The sequence below is a fragment of the Solitalea longa genome (assembly GCF_002920915.1).
GTDB lineage: Bacteria > Bacteroidota > Bacteroidia > Sphingobacteriales > Sphingobacteriaceae > Solitalea > Solitalea longa.
The window spans coordinates 1-4,929 of the sequence record NZ_PQVF01000026.1; the positions used below are offsets into that span (position 1 = coordinate 1).

The window sequence follows — 4,929 nt, forward strand, 5'->3', positions numbered from 1 at the left end:
CAAGCTAAGAATAACTGTCAATCCAAGAGACAATGTCGAGTTGAGCAATCAACAAGACACCATTCTGCAGCAGTGCAGAATAGGAACAAACTTAAAATATACAATGGAGAGTTTGATCCTGGCTCAGGATGAACGCTAGCGGCAGGCCTAATACATGCAAGTCGAACGAGATTGAGGAGCTTGCTCTTCATGAAAGTGGCGCACGGGTGCGTAACACGTATGCAACCTACCTTCAATTGGGGGATAGCCTTCCGAAAGGGAGATTAATACCGCATAAAACAGCAGAATGGCATCATTTAACTGTTAAAACTTTGGTGATTGAAGATGGGCATGCGTTGCATTAGCTAGTTGGTAAGGTAACGGCTTACCAAGGCTACGATGCATAGGGGATCTGAGAGGATGGTCCCCCACACTGGTACTGAGATACGGACCAGACTCCTACGGGAGGCAGCAGTAAGGAATATTGGTCAATGGACGGAAGTCTGAACCAGCCATGCCGCGTGCAGGATGACGGCCCTATGGGTTGTAAACTGCTTTTGTCGGGGAATAAACCTAGATACGTGTATTTAGTTGAAGGTACCCGAAGAATAAGGATCGGCTAACTCCGTGCCAGCAGCCGCGGTAATACGGAGGATCCAAGCGTTATCCGGATTTATTGGGTTTAAAGGGTGCGTAGGCGGTAAATTAAGTCAGAGGTGAAAGCCTGCAGCTCAACTGTAGAACTGCCTTTGATACTGGTTTACTTGAGTACAGATGAAGTGGGCGGAATGTGACAAGTAGCGGTGAAATGCATAGATATGTCACAGAACACCGATTGCGAAGGCAGCTCACTAAAGTGTAACTGACGCTGAGGCACGAAAGCGTGGGGATCAAACAGGATTAGATACCCTGGTAGTCCACGCCCTAAACGATGATTACTCGCTGTCGGCGATATACAGTCGGCGGCTAAGCGAAAGCGTTAAGTAATCCACCTGGGGAGTACGGTCGCAAGATTGAAACTCAAAGGAATTGACGGGGGCCCGCACAAGCGGAGGAGCATGTGGTTTAATTCGATGATACGCGAGGAACCTTACCCGGGCTTGAAAGTTACTGAAGTTAGTAGAAATATTAACGTCCGCAAGGACAGGAAACTAGGTGCTGCATGGCTGTCGTCAGCTCGTGCCGTGAGGTGTTGGGTTAAGTCCCGCAACGAGCGCAACCCCTATGTTTAGTTGCCAGCATTAAGATGGGGACTCTAAACAGACTGCCTACGCAAGTAGAGAGGAAGGAGGGGACGACGTCAAGTCATCATGGCCCTTACGTCCGGGGCTACACACGTGCTACAATGGATGGTACAGAGGGCTGCGACCTGGTAACAGGAAGCCAATCTCAAAAAGCCATTCACAGTTCGGATTGAGGTCTGCAACTCGACCTCATGAAGTTGGATTCGCTAGTAATCGCGTATCAGCAATGACGCGGTGAATACGTTCCCGGGCCTTGTACACACCGCCCGTCAAGCCATGAAAGCTGGGGGTGCCTAAAGACTGTAGCCGCAAGGAGCGGTTTAGGGCAAAACTGGTAATTAGGGCTAAGTCGTAACAAGGTAGCCGTACCGGAAGGTGCGGCTGGAATACCTCCTTTCTAGAGAAGGATAGCAGTTAAGAAAGCTGCTGCGCTAGATTATCTCATTTCAAAAATAAACAAGAGAAAAACCCAAGTACCGGTAGGAAGGGTAGAACGAGAACAAGCCTACTGCCTACAGGAACTACAAAAATAGTCCCGTAGCTCAGTTTGGTTAGAGCACTACACTGATAATGTAGGGGTCAGCAGTTCAAGTCTGCTCGGGACTACTAAAGGGAATGATCGAATGAAAGAAGGAAGAATGAATGAATAAACAATTCAATCATTCAGCATTCACTCACTCACTCATTACTTAACAAGCTTGGGGAATTAGCTCAGCTGGCTAGAGCACCTGCCTTGCACGCAGGGGGTCAACGGTTCGAATCCGTTATTCTCCACCAAAAGTGGCCCACCTTTCAAAGGAAAGGAAACAAACGGCCAAGAAGTTCTTTGACATATTGAAAGAAGTTACCTGAAAAGGTAAACGAGCAACAGATAGAAGCAATTCTATTAATGTAAGTAAATAAGACGCAAGTCTTAGTAATCAAGAAAGTTACTAAGGGCGCACGGGGGATGCCTTGGCTCTCAGAGGCGATGAAGGACGTGATAAGCTGCGATAAGCATCGGGTATTGGCAAATACGAATTGATCCGATGATTTCCGAATGGGGAAACCTAACTAGTTGAAGACTAGTTGTATAAATACGCTAACCTGCCGAACTGAAACATCTAAGTAAGCAGAGGAAGAGAAAACAATAGTGATTTCGTAAGTAGTGGCGAGCGAACGCGAAAGAGCCCAAACCAATAATGTTACGGCATTATTGGGGTTGTAGGACAGTAATGTGGACTTAACAAAAGAACAAGAATGCTTTGGGAAGAGCAGCCATAGAGCGTGATAGCCGCGTATTGGTAAGATTGTTATACCTAACTGTATCCTGAGTACCGCGAGGTCGGAGACGCCTTGTGGGAATCTGCCAGCACCATCTGGTAAGGCTAAATACTACTGAGAGACCGATAGTGAACAAGTACTGTGAAGGAAAGGTGAAAAGAACCCCGAACAGGGGAGTGCAATAGAACCTGAAACCGTGCGCTTACAAGCGGTCGGAGCACCATCTGGTGTGACGGCGTGCCTTTTGCATAATGAGCCTACGAGTTACTTCTCACTGGCAAGGTTAAGTCCTTCAGGGACGCAGCCGAAGCGAAAGCGAGTCTGAATAGGGCGCATAGTCAGTGGGAGTAGACGCGAAACCTTGTGATCTACCCTTGAGCAGGATGAAGTTGCAGTAACATGTAATGGAGGTCCGAACCGGTTAACGTTGAAAAGTTTTCGGATGACTTGAGGGTAGGGGTGAAAGGCTAATCAAACTGGGAAATAGCTCGTACTCTCCGAAATGTTTTTAGGAACAGCCTGGCGGTAAGAGTGTGCTAGAGGTAGAGCTACTAATTGGATGCGGGGGAGTCAAATCCTACCAAATCCAGATAAACTCCGAATGCTAGACACATATACGCTGGAGTGAGGCTTTGGGTGCTAAGGTCCAAGGCCGAGAGGGAAAGAACCCAGACCATCAGCTAAGGTCCCCAAATATATACTAAGTTGAACTAACGGGGTCCGATTGCATAGACAGCTAGGATGTTGGCTTGGAAGCAGCCATTCATTTAAAGAGTGCGTAACAGCTCACTAGTCGAGCGATCGGGCATGGATAATAATCGGGCATCAAGTATATTACCGAAGCTATGGATAGGGATTTATCTCTATGGTAGGAGAGCATTCTAACAGCGGCGAAGGTGTACCGTAAGGTATGTTGGAGCGGTTAGAAAAGCAAATGTAGGCATAAGTAACGATAATGCAGGCGAGAAACCTGCACACCGAAAGACTAAGGTTTCCTGATCAACGCTAATCGGATCAGGGTTAGTCGGGGCCTAAGGTGTAGCCGAAGGGCGAAGCCGATGGACAATGGGTTAATATTCCCATACTATCTTATATTGTGACGGGGAGACGCAGTGGTGAAAGATCCGCGAACTGACGGAATAGTTCGTTAAAGGCCGTACCTATATCATTCATAGGCAAATCCGTGAGTGATGGAGAAAGCTGAAAGTACCACAAACCTACGGGGGCGTGGATAGTGATCCTAAAGGCTGCCGAGAAAATCCTCTAAACTTCAGATATAAGATACCCGTACCGCAAACCGACACAGGTAGTCGAGGAGAGAATCCTAAGGTGCTCGAGTGAATCATGGCTAAGGAACTCGGCAAAATGGCCCTGTAACTTCGGGAGAAGGGGCGCCCCTTAACGGGGGCCGCAGTGAAAAGGTCCAGGCGACTGTTTAACAAAAACACATGGCTTTGCAAAATCGAAAGATGAGGTATAAGGCCTGACACCTGCCCGGTGCTGGAAGGTTAAGAGGGGATGTTAGTCGCAAGGCGAAGCATTGAATCGAAGCCCCAGTAAACGGCGGCCGTAACTATAACGGTCCTAAGGTAGCGAAATTCCTTGTCGGGTAAGTTCCGACCTGCACGAATGGTGTAACGATCTGGACGCTGTCTCAGCCATGAGCTCGGTGAAATTGTGGTATCGGTGAAGACGCCGGTTACCCGCAACGGGACGGAAAGACCCCATGCACCTTCACTACAACTTAACATTGATATTGGGTACAGGATGTGTAGGATAGGCGGGAGATGTTGAAGCGGCTTCGCCAGGAGTCGTGGAATCAACCTTGAAATACCGCCCTTTCTGTATTCGGTGTCTAACCCTGCTGAAGCGGGGGACATTGTTTGGTGGGTAGTTTGACTGGGGTGGTCGCCTCCAAAAGAGTAACGGAGGCTTTCAAAGGTATGCTCAGTACGCTTGGTAACCGTACGTGGAGTGCAATAGCAAAAGCATGCTTGACTGTGAGGCCTACAAGCCGAGCAGGTACGAAAGTAGGATATAGTGATCCGGTGGTTCTGCATGGAAGGGCCATCGCTCAAAGGATAAAAGGTACGCTGGGGATAACAGGCTGATCTCCCCCAAGAGCTCATATCGACGGGGAGGTTTGGCACCTCGATGTCGGCTCGTCACATCCTGGGGCTGGAGAAGGTCCCAAGGGTTCGGCTGTTCGCCGATTAAAGTGGCACGCGAGCTGGGTTCAGAACGTCGCGAGACAGTTCGGTCCCTATCTGTTGTGGGCGTAGGATATTTGAGTGGACCTGACCTTAGTACGAGAGGACCGGGTTGGACGAACCTCTAGTGAATCTGTTATGGCGCCAGCTGTACTGCAGAGTAGCTACGTTCGGTCGAGATAAGCGCTGAAAGCATCTAAGCGCGAAACTCACCACAAGATGAGATATCCATA

At 48.7% G+C, this 4,929-nt stretch carries 2 tRNA genes and 2 rRNA genes; all 4 read left to right on the plus strand.

From position 1 onward, the window contains the following. The first annotated feature begins 100 nt into the window (after positions 1-100). Positions 101-1,620 (plus strand): 16S ribosomal RNA (locus tag C3K47_RS19220). Positions 1,621-1,754: 134 nt separating this feature from the next. After that, positions 1,755-1,829 (plus strand) — tRNA-Ile (locus C3K47_RS19225). 94 nt (positions 1,830-1,923) lie between these two features. Next, positions 1,924-2,000: transfer RNA gene (locus C3K47_RS19230), tRNA-Ala, on the plus strand. A 145-nt stretch (positions 2,001-2,145) separates the two neighbouring features. Further along, positions 2,146-4,929: ribosomal RNA gene (locus C3K47_RS19235) — 23S ribosomal RNA — on the plus strand; the annotation flags it as partial.